This window comes from Pseudomonas sp. SYWMCR5, assembly GCF_057197165.1.
The window spans coordinates 1-21,355 of record NZ_JBXUNH010000004.1; the positions used below are offsets into that span (position 1 = coordinate 1).

19 protein-coding genes and 1 pseudogene are annotated in these 21,355 nt (G+C 56.4%); 13 read left to right on the forward strand and 7 right to left on the reverse strand.

Annotation, left to right across the window (positions count from 1 at the left end; all coding sequences use genetic code 11):
* From AC2CGW_RS12575 to AC2CGW_RS12590, 4 genes and pseudogenes are all read left to right on the forward strand, one after another.
* Positions 1 to 627, forward strand: a pseudogene (locus AC2CGW_RS12575) (hypothetical protein); the annotation flags it as partial.
* Positions 628 to 1,263: 636 nt separating this feature from the next.
* Positions 1,264 to 2,418 carry a dsDNA nuclease domain-containing protein gene (locus AC2CGW_RS12580; RefSeq protein WP_484574116.1) on the forward strand — a complete coding sequence of 385 codons (1,155 nt, stop codon included), beginning with the start codon at positions 1,264 to 1,266 and terminating at the stop codon, positions 2,416 to 2,418.
* Positions 2,415 to 2,900 carry a hypothetical protein gene (locus AC2CGW_RS12585; RefSeq protein WP_484574117.1) on the forward strand — a complete coding sequence of 162 codons (486 nt, stop codon included), beginning with the start codon at positions 2,415 to 2,417 and terminating at the stop codon, positions 2,898 to 2,900. Before AC2CGW_RS12580 ends, AC2CGW_RS12585 begins: the two co-directional genes overlap by 4 nt.
* The gene (locus AC2CGW_RS12590; RefSeq protein ID WP_484574118.1) at positions 2,890 to 4,671 is read left to right on the forward strand and encodes an AAA family ATPase; all 1,782 of its coding nucleotides are present in this window, start codon (positions 2,890 to 2,892) and stop codon (positions 4,669 to 4,671) included. Before AC2CGW_RS12585 ends, AC2CGW_RS12590 begins: the two co-directional genes overlap by 11 nt.
* 322 nt (positions 4,672 to 4,993) lie before the next feature.
* On the opposite strand, the gene AC2CGW_RS12595 is transcribed toward AC2CGW_RS12590, so the two are convergent.
* Complete coding sequence (locus AC2CGW_RS12595; protein ID WP_484574119.1) at positions 4,994 to 6,652, reverse strand: SIR2 family protein; 1,659 nt, start codon at positions 6,650 to 6,652, stop codon at positions 4,994 to 4,996.
* Positions 6,653 to 7,379: 727 nt separating this feature from the next.
* Between AC2CGW_RS12595 and AC2CGW_RS12600 the strand changes: the two genes are divergently transcribed.
* A complete protein-coding gene (locus AC2CGW_RS12600) occupies positions 7,380 to 8,705 on the forward strand; it encodes a hypothetical protein (protein WP_484574120.1) in 1,326 nt (441 codons plus the stop codon).
* Positions 8,706 to 8,883: 178 nt separating this feature from the next.
* Here the strand turns inward: AC2CGW_RS12600 and AC2CGW_RS12605 are convergent, their stop codons facing one another.
* Positions 8,884 to 9,825 carry an aromatic alcohol reductase gene (locus AC2CGW_RS12605; protein ID WP_484574121.1) on the reverse strand — a complete coding sequence of 314 codons (942 nt, stop codon included), beginning with the start codon at positions 9,823 to 9,825 and terminating at the stop codon, positions 8,884 to 8,886.
* Positions 9,826 to 9,921: 96 nt separating this feature from the next.
* Between AC2CGW_RS12605 and AC2CGW_RS12610 the strand changes: the two genes are divergently transcribed.
* The 3 genes from AC2CGW_RS12610 to AC2CGW_RS12620 all read left to right on the forward strand — a co-directional run bounded on the left by AC2CGW_RS12610 (position 9,922) and on the right by AC2CGW_RS12620 (position 12,804).
* Positions 9,922 to 10,425 carry a winged helix-turn-helix transcriptional regulator gene (locus tag AC2CGW_RS12610; protein WP_484574122.1) on the forward strand — a complete coding sequence of 168 codons (504 nt, stop codon included), beginning with the start codon at positions 9,922 to 9,924 and terminating at the stop codon, positions 10,423 to 10,425.
* Between the two features lie 413 nt (positions 10,426 to 10,838).
* Positions 10,839 to 11,651, forward strand: a complete 813-nt coding sequence (locus AC2CGW_RS12615; protein WP_186667691.1) for an alpha/beta fold hydrolase — start codon at positions 10,839 to 10,841, stop codon at positions 11,649 to 11,651.
* A complete protein-coding gene (locus AC2CGW_RS12620; RefSeq protein WP_484574123.1) occupies positions 11,644 to 12,804 on the forward strand; it encodes a PAS domain-containing sensor histidine kinase in 1,161 nt (386 codons plus the stop codon). Before AC2CGW_RS12615 ends, AC2CGW_RS12620 begins: the two co-directional genes overlap by 8 nt.
* Before the next feature lie 52 nt (positions 12,805 to 12,856).
* Here the strand turns inward: AC2CGW_RS12620 and AC2CGW_RS12625 are convergent, their stop codons facing one another.
* Positions 12,857 to 13,114: a DUF2790 domain-containing protein gene (locus AC2CGW_RS12625; RefSeq protein WP_063543005.1), complete on the reverse strand. Its 258-nt coding sequence runs from the start codon at positions 13,112 to 13,114 to the stop codon at positions 12,857 to 12,859.
* 574 nt (positions 13,115 to 13,688) lie between these two features.
* Here AC2CGW_RS12625 and AC2CGW_RS12630 point away from each other — a divergent pair.
* Positions 13,689 to 13,910 carry a hypothetical protein gene (locus tag AC2CGW_RS12630; protein ID WP_054895632.1) on the forward strand — a complete coding sequence of 74 codons (222 nt, stop codon included), beginning with the start codon at positions 13,689 to 13,691 and terminating at the stop codon, positions 13,908 to 13,910.
* Positions 13,911 to 14,000: 90 nt separating this feature from the next.
* On the opposite strand, the gene AC2CGW_RS12635 is transcribed toward AC2CGW_RS12630, so the two are convergent.
* From AC2CGW_RS12635 to AC2CGW_RS12645, 3 genes are all read right to left on the reverse strand, one after another.
* On the reverse strand, positions 14,001 to 14,450 hold the full coding sequence (locus tag AC2CGW_RS12635; protein ID WP_186710024.1) for a hypothetical protein: 450 nt from the start codon (positions 14,448 to 14,450) through the stop codon (positions 14,001 to 14,003).
* On the reverse strand, positions 14,447 to 15,355 hold the full coding sequence (gene ssp4 / locus AC2CGW_RS12640) for an Ssp4 family T6SS effector (RefSeq protein WP_484574124.1): 909 nt from the start codon (positions 15,353 to 15,355) through the stop codon (positions 14,447 to 14,449). Before ssp4 ends, AC2CGW_RS12635 begins: the two co-directional genes overlap by 4 nt.
* A 341-nt stretch (positions 15,356 to 15,696) precedes the next feature.
* On the reverse strand, positions 15,697 to 16,623 hold the full coding sequence (locus AC2CGW_RS12645) for a LysR family transcriptional regulator (protein WP_186667695.1): 927 nt from the start codon (positions 16,621 to 16,623) through the stop codon (positions 15,697 to 15,699).
* 137 nt (positions 16,624 to 16,760) lie between these two features.
* On the opposite strand from AC2CGW_RS12645, the gene AC2CGW_RS12650 reads away from it, so the two are divergent.
* From AC2CGW_RS12650 to AC2CGW_RS12665, 4 genes are all read left to right on the forward strand, one after another.
* On the forward strand, positions 16,761 to 18,020 hold the full coding sequence (locus AC2CGW_RS12650; protein ID WP_256216730.1) for an MFS transporter: 1,260 nt from the start codon (positions 16,761 to 16,763) through the stop codon (positions 18,018 to 18,020).
* 18 nt (positions 18,021 to 18,038) lie between these two features.
* On the forward strand, positions 18,039 to 18,968 hold the full coding sequence (locus tag AC2CGW_RS12655) for a carbon-nitrogen hydrolase family protein (protein ID WP_063543033.1): 930 nt from the start codon (positions 18,039 to 18,041) through the stop codon (positions 18,966 to 18,968).
* Between the two features lie 310 nt (positions 18,969 to 19,278).
* On the forward strand, positions 19,279 to 19,842 hold the full coding sequence (locus tag AC2CGW_RS12660) for an HvfA family oxazolone/thioamide-modified RiPP metallophore (protein WP_186667696.1): 564 nt from the start codon (positions 19,279 to 19,281) through the stop codon (positions 19,840 to 19,842).
* A gap of 79 nt (positions 19,843 to 19,921) precedes the next feature.
* Positions 19,922 to 20,344: an organic hydroperoxide resistance protein gene (locus tag AC2CGW_RS12665; RefSeq protein ID WP_346655296.1), complete on the forward strand. Its 423-nt coding sequence runs from the start codon at positions 19,922 to 19,924 to the stop codon at positions 20,342 to 20,344.
* A gap of 16 nt (positions 20,345 to 20,360) precedes the next feature.
* Here the strand turns inward: AC2CGW_RS12665 and AC2CGW_RS12670 are convergent, their stop codons facing one another.
* Positions 20,361 to 21,317: an arsenic resistance protein gene (locus tag AC2CGW_RS12670; protein ID WP_484574125.1), complete on the reverse strand. Its 957-nt coding sequence runs from the start codon at positions 21,315 to 21,317 to the stop codon at positions 20,361 to 20,363.
* Positions 21,318 to 21,355 lie beyond the last annotated feature (38 nt).

Consider the following 21,355-nt stretch of genomic DNA (forward strand, 5'->3'; position numbering starts at 1 on the left):
GTTGCTTGGTCATCGGACACCTCTCTGTGGCGAGCATTCTCGCCTAAATGGGTGTCCGGGGTTAGTAGACCACTACACTCCATCTTGGAGGGGAAGCGCAGGCTCCTCTTTGGACGCCTCCAAGCAATTCAGAAAGATATGGAGTTGGCGCTTGACGCGGCTCGACAGGCCGAGCTGGACGCGGCAAACCTGTATGCACGAAGTATCGCTTCTGGTGACAGCAAAGGTGAAAAGGCGGCAAACACCGAGATGCAGAAAGCAAGTAACCAGCTCGTTGAGGCGGATGAACACGCAAGGCGCCAAGAACTGTTGACGACTGCTTTGCAGGCAGAGATTGACTCGCTCGACGCACAGATCACACATGCTCAGAAACAAGGGCACGAGGCGCAGAGTGCAGCTTTGGCTGCTACCGAGATAGCTCTCGGTGATGAGTGGAATCACTTGGCTGAGAAGCTTGCGGTCGTGGGGGCTCGGATCCTGGCCGCCAATCGTCATCGCGGTTTTGCTGGCATGGCGTTATCAAGGTTATCGATTCCTGGTTTCGGTCCTTCAGCTAGAGAGCTCCAGAGAGATGATGTGCTAGACCGCTCTAAAGGCGTCACCCTAGCAGACCTGCTGGAAGCGTAATCCCGACACAGCCCGCAGATGCGGGCTGTTTTATGGTTGAGGTGCTCCTACGTGTCATCTAATCCAAAAGGCGGCTGCGACAAGCTAGTGGATGGCCAGTTTAGGTCGACATATTCTGTTCACTAGTGCCCGATAAGGACCAAAAACGTCCCTTTCCGGAAGGCCGCAATCGGCCAGCAGCAGCCTTTCAGGGCGGGGCAGAAAGGTACGTCTGACAAAACACCTAACCCGATCCCTAATGGCGACCAGCACGCCGATACGATCAGGGGCTGCGGTGTCTTTCCAAGTGCAAGGCAACATAATCATCTATCACCCAGAGTGAGGAGGTTGTGCGCAACAACCTAGGTAGCTCAGGATCGTTTACTGATGGCAATAAGCCGCATATGATGCACTAACTGAAAGAATATCAGCCCCAAGGGCCTTAGCAATGGAAGCTAATCGTGAATATCTGCGCTCACGACATCGCGCTACTCAAGCCCGGCAGCTTGTTGCTACCGCGATCACACCCGTACACGCCCCTCACCTCACTAAATGCCATGTGTGCCGTCGAACCGTTTGGGGGGCACGCAATTGCAGCGCTTCTCAACCGTTCAGAATAGCCGGTTCCAACCCGACAACGAGTGCTGAGCGCTATATATGAGACTTCATGAAGTTAAGGCTCGCGAGTTGAACGGTAGAGATACCATTCACCGATTTAAGGCCCAATTCAAAGCGGCAAGCCTTGAATGTTTAGCACTCCTCGAAGACTGCGCCATTGAGCGAGTCTTTTGCGACTACCATGAAGATTACGTGGTCAAGTTTGTGGATGGCGGGGAGATTTACTACCGCTTCGTGCAGGTCAAAACAAAGACTAAGCAGAACCATCTTTATAATATCCTAGAGATATTTGGCATCAAAAAAACCAAAAAAAACGGCCACGATTTACCTAACAGTTTTGCGGGCAAGATGTTGTTGCATGCAGATAACTTCGGTGACGCCTGTCACTCTCTCGTCATCTTAACGAACATCAACTTCGACGATGATGTCGAAGGGTTGATCAACGATGCACAATCCGGCAGTGTTGTATCCAAACACACGGCAACGCTCATAACTGAAACTAAAAATCTTGTACCAAGTCTGGCAACAAAGACCGATAAGGAAGTTCTCGCCTTCCTGTCGCACCTAAAGCTAGTACCTCGCCAGCAAATCTTAAACGAGGACGACGATAACTTCGTTTCAAGCGCACATGGTCAGATTTACAAGTACAGTGAAATCAATCTTACTCCGAAGGAAGTTAGGCTTCTGATTATTCAGCTTCTATCGCTAATAGAAAGCAAGTCATCAGAGGAAATAAATGACAGCATGACCGAGAATATGCTCAATGATAAAGCGAGTGTGACGCTCGATGACATGCTCGATATTCTTGCCATTTCTCGCCCGGCCTATTATCTCCTAAGAAATGGCGGCGATCCGAACGCTATTAAAAGTGTTTCAATTCTTCAGCGCGTATTAAAGCGGAACAACTATAAAGAAGAAACGCTTAACTCATTTGCAAATTTCAAGTCGCAGTGGGAAACTTGGTATCGAGTTAATAGGCACACAATCCAGGAGCTAAAACTACTTGAGCTGATGGATGAAATAACAAGTCTGACAGATAACCTGGCTGTCGGCAAAATAGACATGAAGACGATTACAGGCGCTGTCGTCAAGCTAACAGTTAATCTTCGCACGCTATTAAATCGCAATGACCTAACTGAAGAGCTGGTTTTTGGAGCGGTACTGTCTGAAATAGTGAAAGGAGAGTCTTCATGAATTTTCGTGAGGCTGTGGCTGCAGCAAGCGCTGAGTCCCAAAGTCTTAATTTCTCGTACTCACCAAGAAACAGGTCTGACGTTTTGGGCAATGAGACTTTGTTTCATATCCCATTAATCGCACTGACAATAATTTTACTCGCGCGTAGCCAAGCAAAACCCAAACGTAACGACATTGGCATGCTGGTTGGGCAGTGTTTTGAACAGAGCATTGCCAGTTTTAAGGGGTCAGCGCAAGAACTAGGTTGGTCTGCAAATTTAAGAGTAAGAACAATTAAGGCGCTGACGTTCTTGGAAGATGCCGGGATGGTCGTCGTTAACAAACATAACTCTCGGATCGATGCGGCAGAGTCTGGCAAAAAATTCATAGACAAAGTTATGAGTGAAGAAAGCCACCTTTGCGTGGCGCTATTAACCATAAAAAGATCATATAGAAACATCTGCAAAGAGCGTGACATCGAGGCCAAACTAGATGAAATTTGAATCCCTGCAGTTCTTTGCAAGCCATGGTGGTGGATGGGGCTCTCAAGAGCTGAAGTTTGGTAAATCTGTTACTCAGCTATATGCCCTTAATGGTAGTGGGAAAACACCTCTAATCCAATCCATCATGTTTTGCCTCGGATTAGACGTCCAGTTTCGTGAAGACATTATTCGGAATACTGGAAAGGTCGTCCTGCGAGTAAATATAGATGCGAACTTACTTTCCTTTGAGCGGAAGGTAGGAGAGAGATACGATATCACCATTAGCAGCGATGGCAGAACTATAGATCGCTTCTATAACGATGAAGACTTTTCAAGGTTCATGCTGGGCATCTTGAAACTAAGGTCTGAGCGACTGACTACCAATAGTGACACCGCTACAATTCCGTATTTCTCGGCGATACTTCCACTATTTTATTTAGACCAAGACACCGGTTATTCCGACTACTACGTTCCGCCGCGACATAGCTTTATCAAAGCTCAGTATTCCGAAATGATTCGCTTGGCCGTGGGCCTCCCTGCCAGAAGCTCATTCGACGCGGCCAAAAAGACGATTAATCTCAAAAAAGAGCTCGACTACCTGGATAAGACTATCACAGATAGCCGTAAGCTCATGGAAAGGCTCCGGCAAGACCTCCCAGCCGCTCCACGACTTGAAGCAGATATTGAGCGTGATATTACCTCACTCAAAGCTCGTCTTGATGAGTTGAAGACGACCAAGGATATTAAAAGCGAGACATTAAACAGCTTCGACTTCTTGATTGCCGATCTTCGTCGCCAGCACCGGGAGATAGCCTCGCAGCATATAACCCTAGAGTCGAGAATTCGCAGTTCGTCTCAAATACGAGATGAGATCGAAAGCGAAATCGAGACCTTGGATTTGAATGAGCAGGCTCGTCGTGCATTCATTTCTTTTAGCGAAATATGCACAACCCCCTCGTGCGGGATGTTTCTCGTAAGCTCTGACTCGTATGGCAAAAGTTTGCTCTATCTCAAAGACCAGCTGAAAGACCTGGAAGCCGTGACCGTCGCGAATATACAGCAGGCCGAAGCCCTACAGACCAAGATGACTTGGCTTGAAGCACAAATTGCTGATCTTTCCGCGAAGAGAGGGATTGCAGAGCGCGAAGCAGGGATTGAAATGTTCATTGAGGCGATCAGTAAAATCGCCTCCGAACTTTTCGAGTTAGAGCTCGAAAAAGGTCAACAGCAGAAATACAAGAGCCAAGAAGGTAAGCACCTCGAACTGCTGAATCGGCGAGAGGCGGTTCAAAACGAGCTAGAGTCTCTCGGAAAAACCAGAGAGCAATCTCCGGATGTAATGCGATTTAAGCTCGCGTTAGCCGAGAAAATGGCCCGTTGGCTCGACATCCTCAACTCCAAGAACATCTCCAGAGAGATCCAGATCGACAGTGATCTGAAGCCAATTCTTGGCTCAGAGAAGCTTGGGATCATCAAAGGAAGCTCCAAGGCTCGTACGGTGCTTGCATTCCACGCTGCGCTATTTGAAATCTGCACCGACAATCCAGCCTCGCCCTTCCGAACATTGATATTCGATACCCCTCGGCAGCAGGAGATTCACTCGGAGGACCTGGATGCGTATATCAAAGAGCTCAAAGTAGTGGCTTTAAAAAATAATGCTCAGATTATCTTCTCGACTACCAGCTACCGCTTCGAGATCGACCCAGCGACGGATGAAGAATGGCTTCCAAAGTTCGGTGGTTTTGAACAACCAATGTACCTCGGATATTTCAATGATATCCTTGAATCATAGGCTTCAGTGCTCCGAACCGCTCCAGCGGTACGGCCAATCCCTTTCATTGTACAAGGTACTCCATGACAGCGTTGGTTCAGTTTCTTCGCTTTATTGGCCAGGTTGTTCTTTATGAAGACAGTAGTTCAGGCGCGACCTTGAATTGCCCGTTATTTTGTAGTTGTTAAATGGCTGCTTTTGGCCGATTGCTGCCATTCGATACCGGCAGCTTTGGGTCGATGGCTGCCGATCGTTAAGGTTCGCTTCCGCCCCATAGCTGCCCTACGCTGCGGGCCGGAGGTTAGGACAGCCGGGCATGACTTAACGTTTTCGAAGAATTGACTTACGGTAAAATCTGTGTCGAAACGCCGGACCTGCGAGTCAGGTTCGCATCTCGAAGTTTCGCCGTTGCCTCCGTAATTTCTCGGACAATAGTCTTAGCCTGCGCCGCCGGTATTTCAACACGAGAATGGGTAATTCGGTTTCTGACAATCATGTGAGACCGGATGCTCCGAAACTCCTGAGCCGTAAATACTTCTTCCTTTTTCGCGTATTCCAGCATCATGCTGAGAGTTGATCGAGAGGCAAAGAGGTCAAGACCAGATAGCTCAAATAGCTGTCGAAGATCATGCTCGAGAAGTGAAAATGCGGCAATGACCGCTGCACGATATTCCTTCTTTTGCAAGAGTCGATTTGGCTCATCTTCAAGTGAAGGTGAGATCCGAGAGAACGCTTCGGCAAATGCAGTCTCAATAGCCTTGATGAAGTTAGAAGCCTCTTCGTCCAGCGACCTAGGACGTCTTATGACTTGGTGATTAGCGACATCAAAAGGCAAAGTCGATTGATCTTCGGCAATCAAAATCAGAGGTTTTGCCAAGCCCTCTTGAGAAATTGCCATACCTACTTCAAACATGGTGTTTTGTGAACTGAGGTCAGCCACAACGATTGCAGAACGCTCAATGAGGGCGTACACCTTGGCCATGAGACTGTCGCCCGGAGTGGCCACATCGGTAGCCATGATGGGGCTGAATCCGTATCGCTCGGCAATCGGGTATATGCGCGCCTTATAAACTGCGGCGTACCGAGTTGGGACGGAAAAGAACGCAAGGCGGCTCTGAGCACTTGAGGGAAGTGACAACTCAGCTTGCGGCTCTGGTTCTGTGGCCATGCTAAGGGAGATAACCTTCGAGGACCAGTATTCCCGAAGCTCACGGAACACGATTTCCAAGATCTCTCCATACGAACGATTTGGTGTCTTCGGAAGGTTGATCACCTTTACACCGCGCCGCTCATAACGCGCAACGGCATGCGCAGGTGCTCCAACCTGAAGCACGTAAGCCGGTCGCCGGAGTGCTCCCAGCCGTTCCCTGACGACTTGCCAAATTTGTCGAAAATCAGGGTCATCGAGACTGTAGCCGATGAAAAGCGCGGTGTGATCTATCAGGAGGCTTGAGAGGTGGGTCGCAAGTAAGGGAAGACTTGTGACGAACGCGTCGTAATCTTCTTCTGTAACGACCAATCGATTGGGATGGTGGAGGTCGCCGTGGAGTTTCAGCAGCCTGACTCCAGCTTGAGAGTCGCCTACTGCAAGTTGGTCCTCTGAAATTAGAGGGATGCAGTATTTGCTAATTCTCGCATACGCCTGTTCTAGTAAAAAATCGAAGTTGGTAGTTACTACGCGCTCGAAAGGGATCTTGCAGAACTCCTCGTGGGTCTTTGCTGGCTGGATCGTTGTTATCAGTAGCGCCGATGAAAGTAGCTCGACTAGCTTCACCCGAGTGAACTCATGCGAGTAAGCGGATAGCGCCTCAACCGCAGATGTATACTGGTATTCGGGCAGAGCTGAGGCCACCCTCTTCCCTAATCCATCCCAATCGAGCATTTTTTTGCCCTTGGGGATTTTGGCATTAAGCGAAAAGCCGGCCCCGACAAATGGGAGGCAGCGGCCTTGTACCATGTCTTCGAGAAATGGCTCTGGAAAGTGACCAAGGTAGTCCGGCACAGGAGGGGTCCTTGAGAAGGTGACTGCTATTTAGCGACATTGGCACAGCATAACGTTCCTTGTCGCTTGATAAGTCCATGTTCATCTTGAGGATGGTCTCGAAAACTGCAACAGCCTCATAGTGAAATGTGACATGGGGACAAGCCGAGCTGCTTAATGAGCTTCAGCAGCGAGCTTGCGGGAGAGACTACTTGATTGCCGCAGCGACAGTCTATCGGTGGTGGCCGCTATGGGTCGATAGCGGACAGCCATGGTTACACCAGATCTGTTGTTACACTAATCAGAGCAGAGCGAGTACATCAAGGTGTACACCTTTTAAGCCTTTAAGATCAATGGGTTGTGTGCCGTCGTTACACCCAGTACACCTGTTACACGACTCCTAGAATGGCGGTTATCTAGCGACCCCAAGCCCCCTATTGCTCGTGCCTTCAGCGGCTGAAGCAAGGTCTCACTTCCCGACCCTCGGCGCCGCCGGGGACCCTGAGAGATGTGACTAGATACGGGGCAGGAAACCCGCGATCTTTTGTTAGCGGCTGATCTGCCAGCTTAGTGAACTGGTCAACTTGGTGAACAGCGGTGAATTGTTCGACTTTTTTAACACCGGCTGGGTTGGTTTCTCTGGATCAGGCGACGTTCCCAGCTCGCTGCGCATTTGCCGAGCTTGGGATATGCTTGATCTCTGGTGGCGCGGGCAAGGAGCGCGTGCCCGGAATTGGAAGACTCATGCATGACCGACTCCCTAGCTGACTTGGACACGCTGGTACTCAGGTGCCGAGCGGAGCGTTCGAGAGACTATGTTTCGGAATCAATCCAGTGCTACAAGGCTGGCGCGTACAGGTCAGCCATTGTTAACGCCTGGATTGCGGTCGTATTCGACCTAGTCGATAAAATCCGCGATCTTGCCCTTGCAGGTGATGCAAAAGCGCAGCGCATCAACAGTCGCTATGAGACCTACATCGACCAGATCAATGCGGGCAATGACCAAGGTGTGAAAAACGCCTTGGAATTCGAGCGGACGATTATCGGTACGTGTGGTACGGATCTGGGCTTCTTTGACCACCAGCAAATGCGTGATCTTCAGCGCCTTCGCGAAGATCGGCACCAATGTGCGCATCCGTCATTTCAGTCTGCAGGGATTCCTCACCGGCCGAATGCTGAGCTTGCTCGCCTCCACCTCCGTAATGCGGTAGAGCATGTGTTGTCACAGCCACCTATCCAGGGGCGCGCCGCTATCGCTGAGCTGCTCACCACCGTTGCCTCTGACTATTTCCCGAGGGATCACCACCAGGCATCGATTGCACTACGCCAAACCCCATTGGCGAACCCGTCCGAAGCCCTCGTTCGTGGCTTGGTTGACTCGCTCATCTTCGGATTTGCTCAGCCAGATAGTCCCGTGACTGGGAAAATCCAAGTCGGTGCGGTGCTGTCGGTGCTGCTCGATTCCCATCGAGCGATTGCTGAGCCTAGGATCTCCCAGCAATTGAGTACGTTAATCAGGCAGGTGGGAGACCCAGGATTGCCAGCAGTTGCCCGACTGGTAGCGGCGACACCTGAAATGGCCGGTTTGATTGATGAAGCTGCTCGTGTGCGGATGGCGGAGTTCCTTCGCAGTGGACCCGAAGCTAATGTAATGCCGGCCCTGGCGGTTGGGAGACATCCGACGTTGGCTGCCGCGGCGAACCAGAGAATTCAGGCATTGGGGACCGACCGTCTCTCTGTTGCGATCCAGGAGCATGACATAGGTGCGTTGGCGAAGGAGCGGTCGCTCCAACTGCTATCGGAGTCGCGCAGCTGGCACACTTCAAATGACGTAATCGAGAAGTTGATCACTCCTCTCTTCGATACGCTCACTCGCGAAGATCTGGAGCGCATCATCAGAATGCCTAGGGAAACCGGTGCAGACCTGCCCGGCTCTACCATGTATGGACGTCTCCTCAGTCAGGTCGATCGCTTAGGAGTGATACCTGTGGGTGAGCTCGATCCGCTAGTGACCGAGTACAATGGGCAGTTCTTCGCAGAGAACCTCCAGCGGGCTCGGGAGGGAGCGGCATAGTCGCCAAGGGGGGCAGATTGGGATTTAGGGATATGTATAGGGATACGTTTGAAGGCTGATGGCATCAGTATCCAGTGTTCACGGGGCTAAGTCTGCGTTATTCGATTCCTGTCTCCGCACCAGTCCCACCCCTTTCCCCCCAGGTGCCTCTCCGAACATCCCCACCCTCTACCAGCACTTACCTCCCTTGAAGGTTTGCGCGAGCCCACTGCTCGGCGGTCGTGACGTTAATCGCCTGCTGTTCATTAAAGGTGCCCGCTTTCGGCCAGGCCACGCCTCGGCCCTGGGCAAACACGGCCCGATACTTCTTGATGTGATGAGTCGGGTCTTTTTCCAGTTCGTCCATCAGATACGGAACCGTCCATTCGTTACGTTTGAAAGGTCGTCCAAGGACACGTTCGAGCAACCCAGCAACTTCATCGTAAGTAACCGTGTCGCCCGAGAGATACACGATTTCGTTGCGCAAGCGGGGCTCGAAGAAAACGATCTCTGCTGTCAGCGCCCCGATGTCATCGGGTGTGGTCAGTGTGACGCTGTTATCCAGCCCGCCCAGCGCGTTCACCGTGTCATTCTCGAAGTCCACCACTTCAAAAATGGGCTCAAACATGAAGCTGGTGAACATGCCCGTCGAGATGATGACCCAGTCAGTCTTGTCTTGAGCCCTCAGCAACTCGCGAACGTCAAGCTGGGCATCGAAAAGGTCCTGCGGGCTTCCGCGTCCAATCACCTCAAAATCCACGCCGAACTGCCACGGGAAGTATCGCTTGACGCCGGACTTCAGAGCCGCAGTGGCAAGCTTCATCGGAGTTTCTCGGCCTGCAACCATCCCTGCGCAGCCAATGACGGTATCGAATTGAGCGAATACCGCCGCAAGCTGGTCGATGGAGTCGCTCACCAGATCGGCAGCGACCATCTGAATGCCGAGGCTACGAAGTTCATCGATTTCGGCTTTTTTCGCCGGGACTTGGGTGTTGATGGTGGATTCGCGCAGCAGCACGCTGACCGTTGAGCCTGGGGCTAGTTCTGCAACCCGAGCAAGGTTGCGAAGCACGGGCAGCCCAAGCTCTCCTGCGCCTAATACGAGGATCGATTGAGGGGTTGGCTGGGTGGAATGGGTCATGATTTGTCCTGGTTGAAGTCGCCTGTAAGATGGACAAATGCTTGCACGACTATGCAGCGCTCGTAAGAAGGCACACGCGTGATACCAGGGGGAAGCATGGCCGATCATGAAGCTTTGAGGCAGGCGCAAGCCATCTGCCAGACGCTTAGAGAGGATGACGATGGGGTCAGGCGTGAGGTACTTGCACATGCGGGCAGTCGCTGGTCTCTGGGGATTCTGCATGCGCTAGGTGTCTACGGCACGATGCGCCACGCCGATATCAAACGGCAGTTGCGTGGCATTACACAGCGCATGCTGACCAAGACACTGCGATCACTTGAGCGGGATGGCTTGGTCAGCCGCCACGAGTTCCAAGAGATTCCGCCCCGTGTTGAGTATGACCTGACTGCGCTGGGGATGCAGCTGCTTGTCCGCATGTCGCCTATTTGGACGTGGGTGGTTGAAAACGTGGAGCAGATCCGCGAGGCCCGCCACAGGTTCGACAGTCAGGACGGAAAGACACCGTTCTGGCAAGAGCCCGTCCCAATGCCTGCAAGTTCGGTTACTGGCTATGACAGCCCGCTGATAGAGCAGGCTATAACAGCGAATAGAGACAAATGATTGTTGCGGAACACATCGAGAGTTCACCTCGAAACTGTCTGGTCCGCGATACCCTCATGGCGGCTAACGCTTCCGCTTTCAACGCCTACAGCCACGTCCTGTCCATATGGGGCTTAGCGCTGTAACCTGTAGATCGGATCTGTGCTCGATCAGCAAGCAGGTCGAGCACTTGAATCTGGCCTACACCTTAGTCCGCCCGTGCCGAAATCAGCTCGAACGGCGCCTCGTTCAATAATCCGCGGGCTATGTCCAGGCGTATCGCGTATGGTGCCCACGTGTGCCTGTTCTGGTACAACAGTTATTTTCGACTGCTGCGGAATCACAGTCGCACCCCGCTTGTCCCATGACTCACCTAATCTTTCGGAAGATCGGGCAGTCGGGCGCTGCTAATAGCCAATTACACCAGGATTTTTATGACCCTGCAGAAGCGTAACAACGTCCATATTGTTGGGGACGGAGGGGTAACCTTGATCCTGGCGCATGGGTTTGGCTGTGACCAGAGCATGTGGCGGTTGCTGGTGCCGCATTTCTCCAAGAGCTTCCGCGTTGTTACCTATGATCTGACCGGCGCTGGGCAGTCTGAGCTTGAGGCGTACGATCATGGCAGGCACGCGTCGCTGTGGGGGCACGCAGCGGATCTTAACGAGATCATCAACGCGTTTGCGAAGGGCCCCGTGATCCTGGTGGGGCACTCGGTCAGCTCGATGATCTGTGCCTTGGCCACTGTGCAGTCGCCAGAGCGGATTGCTGCGCTGGTGATGATTGGCGGTTCGCCTTGCTACGTAGACAAGGGTGACTACACCGGTGGATTCTCGCCGGATGAAGTGCTGCAAATGCTGGCCACCATCGACGACAATTATCTCGGCTGGGCCGGGACCATGGCGCCTGTCTTGATGGGGGCACCGGGGCAGCCGGGGCTTCACGAAGAGCTGCTGGAAAACTTTGCTCGCACCAACGCCTTTATCGCCAGGCATTTTGCCCGTGTGATCTTCCTGTCCGATCACCGGCAGGACATTTGCGGGCTGTCGACACCCACGTTGATCCTGCAATGTCCCGGCGACGTGGTCGTGCCAATGGAGGTTGGCGATTATCTGCACCAGGTGCTGCCCGACAGTACGTTGAGCATCATCAACAATATCGGCCATTTCCCGCAGCTGAGCGCGCCCAGTGCATGCACGGCTGCAATGGATGCTTTCTTCGTAGAACGTGGGTTCAGTGATGGATGACACCGCGCAGTTGCTCACAGCATCGTATTTCGAGAACGCCCCGTGCGGACTGGTTGTCATGGCTGCGGATGGCACCATCATCCGCGCCAACCAAACGTTCTGCGATTGGCTGGGATACGACTCGACGCTGATGCACGCGTGCAGTTTCGAGCAGTTGCTGACGGTGGCTGGGCGTGTGTTCCAAAGCACACACTGGAAGCCATTGATGGACATGCAGGGCTCTGTTGCGGAGGTTAAGGTCGACCTGCAACATCGCAATGGAACAGCCGTTGCCATGTTGCTCAATGGTGTCCGGCAGGCAAGTGACGACGGGGTCGTCTACCAGTTGGCGTTGTTCGGCATTAGCCAGCGAGACCGCAATGAGCGGGGGGTATTCTTGGCAATGCAGCGCGCCGAGGAACTGCTGGCACAGAAGGCCGCCGCCGAATCAGCTCTGCAACGCGCCCAAGTCGAGTTGGCCGCAGCCTATGAAGATGTGCAGCATCGGGCACTGCTCGCCGAACGAATGGTCGCTGTGGCTAGCCATGACCTGAAGAATCCGATGACGGCCATCAAGATGGCCACTGAGCTGCTTGCACGCGATGTCCAATCTGACCGGGGGCGTCGCCTGCTGGGCAGCATTGGCACTTCTGCCGAAAGAGCGCAGCGCATGATCCTCGATCTTTTGGATTTCGCTTCGATCAAACTCGGTCAGGGCATCGGTATCCGTCGCCAACAAGTTGATCTTCTGAAGGCCATGGACCAATCCGTGAGTGAGCTCAGGATTGTTTTTGGCAACGCAAGCATTCGTCATTTGTCTCGGGGGCAAGGGACATTCGAGGTGGATCAGGACAGGTTGCATCAGATGATCGGTAACCTGGTCGCCAACAGTGCGGCATATGGCGACCTTCGCTATCCCATCACGCTCACTACTGAGTTCTGCGGCAACGGTGTGGTTTTGAGCGTTCACAACCACGGCCCTGCCATCGCCGAGGAATTGGTGCCCAAGTTATTCGAGCCGATGACGCGTGGTAGCGACCGGCAAGATACGCTGCGTTCGCTCGGGCTTGGTTTGTTTATCGTCAAGCAGATCGCCGAAGCCCATGGTGGCCGGGCTACCGTGACGTCCAACCCAATCTATGGCACCACTTTCATCATCCACTTGCCCTATTGAACTGCCGGCACTGCCGAACATTCCCTCACGGATTAAGCGACACTCCAGAGCCTCAGTCGTCAGTCAAACCTTTCCCCATCGCTGTGTATTCAAGCGTATGCCGTTGGCCTTTGGAGTCTTCGTAGATCATGCGCGCGGGTACCAATTCGCGCACGTCGGGCACTTCGCTCACGGAGATCACTCGGGCAATGTCCAGGTGCTGCGAGTAGTTGTACCGTTCAACCGGCGGCTGCTTGAAATCCTGCGCCACTTCATTGGCCATTGCCGTGCTGCAAAGGCCGCCAAACACCAATGCCACTAACGCTTTCATTTTCAAGTTACCTGTCTGTAGTGAGGGGGCTTGCGGCGCCGCGAGCGCCGAGTTGCACCCAGTTTTCTACAGGCGGATTAGTTGAGGGTTAACAGAGCAGGGTCGCCGGCCCTGGGCGTATGTCGGACTGTTCCCAAAATGCGGTTCACAGCTTCTGCTGGCTTCGCCGCGCCTTGCGCTGAAGCCCCGTTAGGCATAAATTCCCCCCAGTCGCGGCAACCTCCGCGACCGGGTTTGGCGACCCGTACGAAAAGGCGCATCGGCGCCCCGATCACGATTGCAGGCGCTTTTTTTGTGTCCGCAGTTTCGTGCAATGGCGGCTGTGCGTGGGAGACCCTCGGGTCTGCCGGGTTCCTTTTCCTCGGTTCGCCAACCTGCGTACAGCTGCCACCCAATCGTTTGGCGACGATTGACGTGGTGCTTCAACTGAAAAGGATCTCATGCATGTTTATCGCTATCCCTTACAGGATCCTCGTATCCGCTCTCCGCCGCTTCTCATCGGCTCCGGTATCTCGACCCCATCGCTTTTACCCTGTCTACAGTCAGTCCACCCGCGAACTGAGGCAGGTGTCCCATGACTGACCACGAGCGCCTTTTTACAATCCAATCCTATGCCTGGACCCTTGAACTCCTGGGCGAGGCACTGGCTCAATACGATGAACTGCTTGAGTGTGAGCACAACCCGCAGTTGAGCGGTCGAGGTGCGGCGGGGATTCACCAGGCCATCCGCATCATCGGTCGGATGACGGCGGAGGAGTGTGGGAGGTTGATTGATTTGGCGGGGGAGGCGGGGTAGCTGTTGGATGTGTTGCTGGCTCTCGATTGCCGGGGCCGCTTTGCGGCCCTTTCGCGGCACGAGGCCGCTCCCACACCGACTGGGCTTGAGCTACCGACGGAGCTTTTCATAGGCGATCCATTCCTCGCGCATTCGCCGGATCACTTGAAGTCTTTTGCACATTTGGCGGTAGCGGCGGCTGTTGTAGCAGGCGAGGGCCGAGGTGGCCGAGAGCATGCCCACCAGCGAAAACAACTCTAATCCAGGCTTGAAGTAGCTTATGCAGTTGGCTGCAAGGCATATCACCAATACCCCTACAATCCACCATGTGAATTTTCCTCTGCCACGGATTACCGAGTACTGAGCGCACCCCAGCACAGTCGTGCCCAACATCAGCAGAGTAAAGGAGTACTCAAGGTAGTTTGGATGCTTGCGAAAGTAGACATCTGCTATGGCGCCTGCTCCCGTAGAGATGGCGATAATTGCCAGCAACATTGCCAGCGCAAGGATCGGGAAAAATCGTTTGAGAAAGGTGCCTAAACAAAAGGTAAGAAACATCATTCGCTAATTTCCTCTATCAGCATTACAGCAAGGTTCTGGACCATCCCGTTCCCGATGATGCCGATGCCGCTAAGGATGGACTCACTGATAAGTGCAATGGTCGATTTCCTGATTTGTGCGGGCATAAAGCGTTTGGGAAGGGTACCGAGACGTTGTTTGAGTTTTAGTTGTTTACTCGTCAGCGACGGGTGTTTGATCGAGAGGATTTCTCTCATCAGCGTGCTGCGTTGCTGGCGACTCAGTGTTCTACTCAACGAGAACCATCCTGCACCTGTCAGGCTTTTGCGCATCTGGAGATATTTGATCGTGTTCAGAGAGGCGCTGGCGATTCCGAGCAAAGAGATGATGTCTAGCAGCGGTGCAACAATCTTGAACCAAGTTTGATTATCGAGTTCATCATTGCTTTCCGGGGCGTGAAGCTCCAAGTGAACACGGCGCACTCCAATCGCACACTGGGCGGCAGATGCCAATAAAGCTCCGTAGCCAGCAATGCTGATAGCAATCCCAGGGCCACCGGTGATAGCAGTCAAAACACCTCCATTCACTATCAACAGCAACCCGCCGATAAATCCCGTACACGCCACCCCAGTATTCCAGAGATCCGAAATCAACCTGGACTGCCGCGGATCCTTCACCTGCTGCTCAAGATACTGCTCAGCCGTAACCGGCCTAGGCAGCTCCTGCAACACCACCCTCTTCGGCAGCACACTGCAAACAGGCTGAAACGCCCGCAAGGTAATCGCGTTGTAATGAGGATCGACATAAACCACCCCCGCCCCAACGATGGCGGGATCGCGGTCGATTGCGGCATATAGTTTGGGAAGATCGATCGAGCTTTCGATCCGCGCTCGGGCGAAAGGCTTGAACGGGTTGCCACCTAATTCCGTGATGGGCGGGCGAGGCATGACGGGTCCTGAGCAGGGCGTCAGGAGAGACCGTTGGGTCAGCCGCTAGCCCGCGATTGAGGGACTCGCGAGCATAAGAAGGCGCTATTGGCGGGTATGTCGGACCGTTCCGATATAATTGTGGGAGAGCGCCGCCGCGAGCTTTGCCCCTGGTCGTGGGACACGTCGCAACGACGCGGACTGTTGCCAGCGAAGTTTCATCATCTTCCGTAAGCACTACCGGTTTGAGGGGGCGGCCAGTCTGTTCGTCCTTGACGCTCAGCAGCCCGTGCTCGGGCACCATGGGCATGAACTCGTCATGCGCGTGGGGCCTAGTTTCGTAGGCCCCGTCGGTCCGGAGGCTACCTCACCACCTGGGCCAGGTTGCCGATGAACTGCCGCAGCCATTCATGATGCGGTTTGTTGTGCCGGGCAATGTCCCAGACCATGAAACAGCGGAACGACGGCACCGGGAAGGGCACCGGGCTCACGGTCAGGTCGGTCATCGCCGCATAGCTCTCGGCGGCGAAGCTGGGGATCGTGGCGATCACTTCGCTGTTCATCAAGGTGCTCAGTGCACCGCTGAAATGGGTGAACGAGGCGGTGACATGCCGCGCATAGCCTGCCGCCTCGAACATGTCGTCGATGAAGCCGCGGCGGCCATCGTAGGAAATCCGCACGTGATTGGCGGCGAAATAGTCTTCCAGGGCGATGGGGTCGTTTGCCGCTCCATTGCGTGGACGGTAGAGGCAGGCGTAGGACGAGGAAAACAGCACCTGCGAGGAATAGCTGGTGTTGAAGTCCTTGGGTTCGGCACAGATCACCAGGTCCATGTCGGGGTCTTGCAGCGACTGTTTCCACAGCGAGCTGTTGCTCTGGTGGAAGGCGAAGGTCACGCCCAGGCCTTCGGCCGCTGCGGCGTTGACGATGCGCGGCGCAAGGCAGGCCTCGATATCGTCAGACAGGCCGATATTGAAGACATAGCTGGAATTGTGCGGCGAAAAGTCGGGTTCTGTGCCCAACAGGCCGGATATGGAGGTCAGGGCTTCGGTGATCTTCGGCGCCAGCTCCATGGCCTTGCGCGTGGGTTGCATGCCCGAGGCGGTGCGGATGAACAGCTCGTCGCCGAAGTGTTCGCGCAGGCGGCGCAAGGCCGAGCTCACTGCGCCCTGGGTCACGTGCAGCATGGCTGAGGCGCGGGTGGCGCTGCGTTCGGTCATCAGGCAGTGAAAGGTCAGCAGCAGGTTCAGGTCGATCCGAGAAATATTACGTACGTTAATCCGGCTCATATTTCCTAATCGTTTGCCCCGTGGTCGGTGGTGTTTCTAGTCTGGTGCCCACAACAGATAACAACACATAGGTGGATCCGGTGGGCACGATTTCGCATAGCGTGGGTGAAAGCAATACCCATACCAGGGGTGGGCAGGTGGATATCCGCAAGCGCGCCATCGCGGTAGGGATCGGCAACTTCATGGAGTGGTTCGACTTCGCCGTTTACGGCTATTTCGCGGCGGTGATCGGGATGCTGTTCTTCCCGTCCAGCGCGCCTGGCGTGTCGCTGCTGTCGTCGCTGGCGGTATTCGCCGTGGGCTTTCTCTCGCGGCCGTTCGGGGCGCTGATCCTGGGGCCGATCGGTGACCGTTTCGGCCGCCGGGCGGTGCTGATCATCACGGTGTTCGGCATGGGGGTGTGTACCACGATCATCGGGTTGTTACCCACCTACGAGGCGATTGGTATCGCAGCGCCCGTGCTGTTGATCGCCATGCGCTTCGTGCAGGGGATGATGGTTGGCGGCGAGTGGTCGAGCGCAGGCATCTATATTGTCGAGAGTGCGCCGGCGAATCGCCGCGCCACGGCGGCTAGCGTGATCACCGGGACTGCCGGGCTGGCGTTCCTGTTCGGCACCTTCGTCGCCGCGACCATCACCACCACGCTCAGCGACGCGCAACTGACGGCCTGGGGCTGGCGCCTGCCGTTCGTGGCCTCGATCGTCATGACCGGCATCGCCATCTTCATTCGCCGCAAGCTGGGCGATACCCCGGTGTACGAAGAGATGGTGCGCCAGCGCGATTCGGCGCAGGCCCCGAGCAAGGCGGTGCGGCGCCGGGCGTTCATCACCACCTTTGCCTTTTCGGCGCTGTTCGGGGTGTCGCTTTATTACTTCGTCACCTACGCCAACAACCACCTGGTCACCACCGTGGGGCTGCCGCGCAGCACGGCGCTGTGGCTGTGCAGCATCGCGCTGGTGGTGTACGTGATCGTCAACCCGCTGATCGGCCGGCTCAGTGACCGCATCGGCCGGCGCAAACTGTTGCTGGGTGCTGCCGCGGCGCTGACGGTGCTGGCGTTTCCGATTTTCCTCTTGATCAACAGCGGCAACAGCGCGGCGATCCTGCTCGGCTTGATCATCCTGGGGGTGCTGGTGGCGGTCACGGCAGTGATGGACGTGGTGCTGCTGGTGGAGGTCTTCCCGGCCTCGATCCGCTCCACCGGCGCAGCGCTGGGGCACAACCTGGCGCTGGCGATCCTGGCAGGCCCGGGGCCGTTCATCGCCGCGGCGCTGATCCGCATGACCGGTGACGCCAACCTGCCCGCTGCCTACCTCGCCGGGGTCTCGCTGCTGTGCCTGCTGGTGCTGTGCAAGACCTTGCCGGAAACCCGTGACAACGACATCAGCCGTTTCTAACCACAGACAGGAGTCATCATGACCCGTGTAGCAATCATCCAGGCCGCTTCCGTTCCTTATGACGCGATGGCCAGTGTCGAGAAGGCCGCCGGCATCCTGCGGCGGGTGGCGGAGCAGGGTGCACAACTTGCGGTGTTCCCCGAAGCGTTCATCGGCGGTTATCCCAAGGGCGCAGCGTTCGGCAGTGTGGTGGGCAATCGCAGTGCTGCCGGGCGCGCGCTGTACCAGCGCTACGTCGAGGGAGCCGTGGCCCTGGACGGCCCGGAGCTTGCGGCCTTTGCCGAAAGCGTCGAGCAGACGGGGGTGACCGCGGTGGTCGGCATCATCGAGCGTCATGGCCGCACCCTGTATTGCACCGCTGTCACCCTCGCGCCGGGCCGGGGCATTGCCGGTTATCACCGCAAGCTCATGCCGACCGGGCAGGAGCGCCTGATCTGGGGCTTCGGCGATGGCTCGACCATTGAGCCGGTGCAGACCGACTTCGGTGTGCTCGGCAGCGTGATCTGCTGGGAGAACTACATGCCGGCGCTGCGCCAGGCCATGTATGCGCAAGGGGTGCAACTGTACTGCGCACCGACTGCCGACGATCGACCGTCGTGGGCCAGCTCCATGGTGCATGTGGCGCTGGAGGGCCGGGTTTTCGTGCTCTCGGCCTGCCAGGCGATTCGCCTGGGCGAGTATCCGCAGCAGCACCGCGAGGCGTTCGGGCTGGATTTCGCCGACGACGACTACGTGATGCGCGGGGGGAGCATGATCGTCAGCCCCTTGGGCGAGGTACTGGCCGGGCCGGTGTTCGATTGCGAGACCGAGTTGTACGCGGATCTGGACATGAGCCAGTTGAGCCAGGGCAATCTCGACTTCGATGTGGTGGGCCATTATGCGCGGCCGGATGTGTTCGAGCTGAAGGTCAATACCGCGCCGTTGCGGGCGGTGAGTTTCGACGGCTGAGATCGCCGGGGCCGCTTTGCGACCCAATCGCGGGACAAGCCCGCTCCCACAGATACGTGCGCTGAATCCGGTGTCAGCGCACGTATCTGTGGGAGCGGGCTTGTCCCGCGATTGTATCGCCCTGTATCTCATCCCTGATCCTGCGTACTTGCATACAAATCCCTCCCTCCCCGGATACGCCCCCGATACACGCTGACGTTCAAATGGCTCCACCCGAACGAACGGGGCCAGGCGCCCCGGTTCATCGGCTCTCTCGCCCTAGGGGCAATGAACCCAGCGGTACGACCGCACTGACATCCGGAGAAATGCCATGTCCCATACCCCGATTTCCAGCAAGGCTCGCATCGGCCTGTTCGCCATCGCCCTGGCAGGCGGTATCAACGTCACCAGCTCCGCGTTCGCCGTTGAAGCACTGCCGCAGGGCTACCAGCTCGCGGCCAACGACAAGGCCCCGGAAGGCAAGTGCGGGGAAGGCAAGTGCGGCGCCAAGGGCAAGGCCACCCAGGCCGAAGGCAAGTGTGGGGAAGGCAAGTGCGGTGCCGAGGGCAAGGCCACCAAGGCCGAAGGCAAGTGTGGCGAGGGCAAGTGCGGTGGCCAGGCGAAAGCCACCGGGGCGGAGGGCAAGTGTGGTGAAGGCAAGTGTGGCGATGCCTCCTTCGCCCGCACCGACACCGACCACGATGGCCGCGTTTCGCGTGCCGAGCTGCTGGCCGTGGCACCGAAGGCCAACGCCGAGTTCGATGCGATCGACGCCAACCACGATGGTTACCTGTCCGAGGCGGAGGTGTATCAGTTCCGCAAGCATCAGTTCGACGCCAACGGCAAACCGTTCCCGTCCGACCTGTACAGCCGCCTGAGCCAGGCCAAGCAGTAACGGCCATCCGCGCCCTTCCCGCACCCTTGGTCGGGGAGGGCTGTGCGAAACGTCCTGATCGGCAAGAAGGAGATGCACCGTGATCACCCCTTTGACAACCACCCTCTACACCGCCCGTACTCACACCACCGGAGGCCGCGACGGCCGCGGTCGCTCCAGTGATGGTGCGCTGGACCTGCCGTTGAGCCCGCCAGGCTCCGGACGTCCAGGCACCAACCCCGAGCAATTGTTTGCCATCGGCTGGTCGGCCTGCTTCATCGGCGCACTGCGTCGTGCGGGGCAGAAGTTCGACATCCGCCTGCCCGAGGGCGTGGCGGTGGAGGCTGATGTGGCGCTGGGCAATACCGCCGATGGCGGCTTTGCGCTGGCCGCTCAGTTGACCGTGCACTTGCCCGGGCTAGCCCTGGAGGACAAGCAGAAGATGGTGGCCGAGGCGCACCAGATCTGCCCGTACTCCAAGGCGACGCGGGGCAATATCGAGGTGGGGTTCGTGATCCTGTGAGTTGGGATGGCGTCTGTCAGGTTCGTACCACTGCCGGCACCACCCGCACGTAGATCAGTTCGCTCACCAGTTCTACCAGTGTCTGGGTTATCACCGCCGCTGCCGCCAGCACCCGCAAGTCTTCCGGCAAGGCCAGCGCCAGCGGCAGTACCACCAGCGAATTGCGGGTCGCGGCGCTGAACGTCACCGATCGCGCTTCGCGCGCCTGCAGCCGGAACAGCCGCGCCGAGAGCAGCCCCAGCAGCGGTGCCAGCAGCGCGAACCCGACATACACCGGAATCACCGGCAACAGGCGCTGGAAGTCGCCCAGCACCACGACGATCTGCGAGCCGATCACGGCAATCAGCACCAGGGCCATGGCCGGCACCGGCATCCACGCCCAGGCGTCGTTCCAGCGGGCGATGGCCTGCGAGCGGCGTGCACCGACGCTGGTGAACACGGCCAGCAGCATCGGTAGCACGATCAGCAGCACGAAGGCTTCCACGAACGGCGCGATGGATAGTGCCACAGGGTTTTGCGCGCCGAGCATCAGGGTCAGGTACAGCGGCAGCAGGGCCAGTTGCGCCAGTAACAGCATCGGCGTGGCGGCGAGGGTCAGGCGCGAGTCGCCTTTGCCGATGTGGGTGAACACCACGACATAGTCGATGCAGGGCGTCAGCAGTACCAGCAGTGCACCGATCAGGATCGCCGGATGCTCGACCAGACCGCGCGTGGCCGCCCACACCAGCAGCGGTACCAGCACGAAGTTGGCAAGCAACAGCGCGCCCATGAAGCGGCGGTTGCCCAGCCCCTGACGCAGGTCGAGAAAGGGGATCTGCAGGAACATCGCGTACATCAGCACGGCAATCGCCGGAGTCACCAACGCTTGCAGGTGGCTGGCGGTGTCGGGAGCGAGCAGGCCTGCGGCGATGGCCAGGACCACGGCGGCGAAGTAGAGGGGGATCTGCTGGGTTTCAAGTTGCGCTCGGGTCACGCGGCGGTCCTGTGGGCGAGTGTAGGGCGATGGCCGCT

Coding starts and splice junctions, on each gene's coding strand:
- AC2CGW_RS12580 (WP_484574116.1), top strand. CDS start 1,264: ATGAGACTTCATGAAGTTAAGGCTCGCGAGTTGAACGGTAGAGATACC.
- AC2CGW_RS12585 (WP_484574117.1), top strand. CDS start 2,415: ATGAATTTTCGTGAGGCTGTGGCTGCAGCAAGCGCTGAGTCCCAAAGT.
- AC2CGW_RS12590 (WP_484574118.1), top strand. CDS start 2,890: ATGAAATTTGAATCCCTGCAGTTCTTTGCAAGCCATGGTGGTGGATGG.
- AC2CGW_RS12600 (WP_484574120.1), top strand. CDS start 7,380: ATGACCGACTCCCTAGCTGACTTGGACACGCTGGTACTCAGGTGCCGA.
- AC2CGW_RS12605 (WP_484574121.1), bottom strand. CDS start 9,825: ATGACCCATTCCACCCAGCCAACCCCTCAATCGATCCTCGTATTAGGC.
- AC2CGW_RS12610 (WP_484574122.1), top strand. CDS start 9,922: ATGGCCGATCATGAAGCTTTGAGGCAGGCGCAAGCCATCTGCCAGACG.
- AC2CGW_RS12615 (WP_186667691.1), top strand. CDS start 10,839: ATGACCCTGCAGAAGCGTAACAACGTCCATATTGTTGGGGACGGAGGG.
- AC2CGW_RS12620 (WP_484574123.1), top strand. CDS start 11,644: ATGGATGACACCGCGCAGTTGCTCACAGCATCGTATTTCGAGAACGCC.
- AC2CGW_RS12625 (WP_063543005.1), bottom strand. CDS start 13,114: ATGAAAGCGTTAGTGGCATTGGTGTTTGGCGGCCTTTGCAGCACGGCA.
- AC2CGW_RS12630 (WP_054895632.1), top strand. CDS start 13,689: ATGACTGACCACGAGCGCCTTTTTACAATCCAATCCTATGCCTGGACC.
- AC2CGW_RS12635 (WP_186710024.1), bottom strand. CDS start 14,450: ATGATGTTTCTTACCTTTTGTTTAGGCACCTTTCTCAAACGATTTTTC.
- ssp4 (WP_484574124.1), bottom strand. CDS start 15,355: ATGCCTCGCCCGCCCATCACGGAATTAGGTGGCAACCCGTTCAAGCCT.
- AC2CGW_RS12645 (WP_186667695.1), bottom strand. CDS start 16,623: ATGAGCCGGATTAACGTACGTAATATTTCTCGGATCGACCTGAACCTG.
- AC2CGW_RS12655 (WP_063543033.1), top strand. CDS start 18,039: ATGACCCGTGTAGCAATCATCCAGGCCGCTTCCGTTCCTTATGACGCG.
- AC2CGW_RS12660 (WP_186667696.1), top strand. CDS start 19,279: ATGTCCCATACCCCGATTTCCAGCAAGGCTCGCATCGGCCTGTTCGCC.